This window comes from Streptomyces sp. NPDC001828 (genome assembly GCF_042892175.1).
Lineage (GTDB): Bacteria > Actinomycetota > Actinomycetes > Streptomycetales > Streptomycetaceae > Streptomyces.
Map to the genome: position 1 here is coordinate 1 of NZ_JBIATV010000034.1, position 1,427 is coordinate 1,427.

1 rRNA gene is annotated in these 1,427 nt (G+C 55.8%); it reads left to right on the plus strand.

From position 1 onward, the window contains the following. A 23S ribosomal RNA gene (locus tag ACFYZA_RS40240) occupies positions 1 to 1,392 on the plus strand; the annotation flags it as partial. Positions 1,393 to 1,427: the final 35 nt, after the last annotated feature.

The window sequence follows — 1,427 nt, forward strand, 5'->3', positions numbered from 1 at the left end:
CTGAGACCTGATGCCGAGCCGATTGTGGTGAAGTGGATGATCCTATGCTGTCGAGAAAAGCCTCTAGCGAGTTTCATGGCGGCCCGTACCCTAAACCGACTCAGGTGGTCAGGTAGAGAATACCGAGGCGTTCGGGTGAACTATGGTTAAGGAACTCGGCAAAATGCCCCCGTAACTTCGGGAGAAGGGGGGCCATCACTGGTGATCCAATTTACTTGGTGAGCTGGGGGTGGCCGCAGAGACCAGCGAGAAGCGACTGTTTACTAAAAACACAGGTCCGTGCGAAGCCGTAAGGCGATGTATACGGACTGACGCCTGCCCGGTGCTGGAACGTTAAGGGGACCGGTTAGTCACATTTCGGTGTGGCGAAGCTGAGAACTTAAGCGCCAGTAAACGGCGGTGGTAACTATAACCATCCTAAGGTAGCGAAATTCCTTGTCGGGTAAGTTCCGACCTGCACGAATGGCGTAACGACTTCTCGACTGTCTCAACCATAGGCCCGGTGAAATTGCACTACGAGTAAAGATGCTCGTTTCGCGCAGCAGGACGGAAAGACCCCGGGACCTTTACTACAGTTTGATATTGGTGTTCGGTTCGGCTTGTGTAGGATAGGTGGGAGACTTTGAAGCGGCCACGCCAGTGGTTGTGGAGTCGTCGTTGAAATACCACTCTGGTCGTGCTGGATGTCTAACCTCGGTCCGTGATCCGGATCAGGGACAGTGTCTGATGGGTAGTTTAACTGGGGCGGTTGCCTCCTAAAGAGTAACGGAGGCGCCCAAAGGTTCCCTCAGCCTGGTTGGCAATCAGGTGTTGAGTGTAAGTGCACAAGGGAGCTTGACTGTGAGACCGACGGGTCGAGCAGGGACGAAAGTCGGGACTAGTGATCCGGCGGTGGCTTGTGGAAGCGCCGTCGCTCAACGGATAAAAGGTACCCCGGGGATAACAGGCTGATCTTCCCCAAGAGTCCATATCGACGGGATGGTTTGGCACCTCGATGTCGGCTCGTCGCATCCTGGGGCTGGAGTCGGTCCCAAGGGTTGGGCTGTTCGCCCATTAAAGCGGTACGCGAGCTGGGTTTAGAACGTCGTGAGACAGTTCGGTCCCTATCCGCTGCGCGCGCAGGAACATTGAGAAGGGCTGTCCCTAGTACGAGAGGACCGGGACGGACGAACCTCTGGTGTGCCAGTTGTCCTGCCAAGGGCATGGCTGGTTGGCTACGTTCGGAAAGGATAACCGCTGAAAGCATCTAAGCGGGAAGCCTGCTTCGAGATGAGTGTTCCCACCTCCTTGAGAGGGTAAGGCTCCCAGTAGACGACTGGGTTGATAGGCCAGATGTGGAAGCCCGGTAACGGGTGGAGCTGACTGGTACTAATAGGCCGAGGGCTTGTCCTCAGTTGCTCGCGTCCACTGTGTTTGTTCTGAAGCAA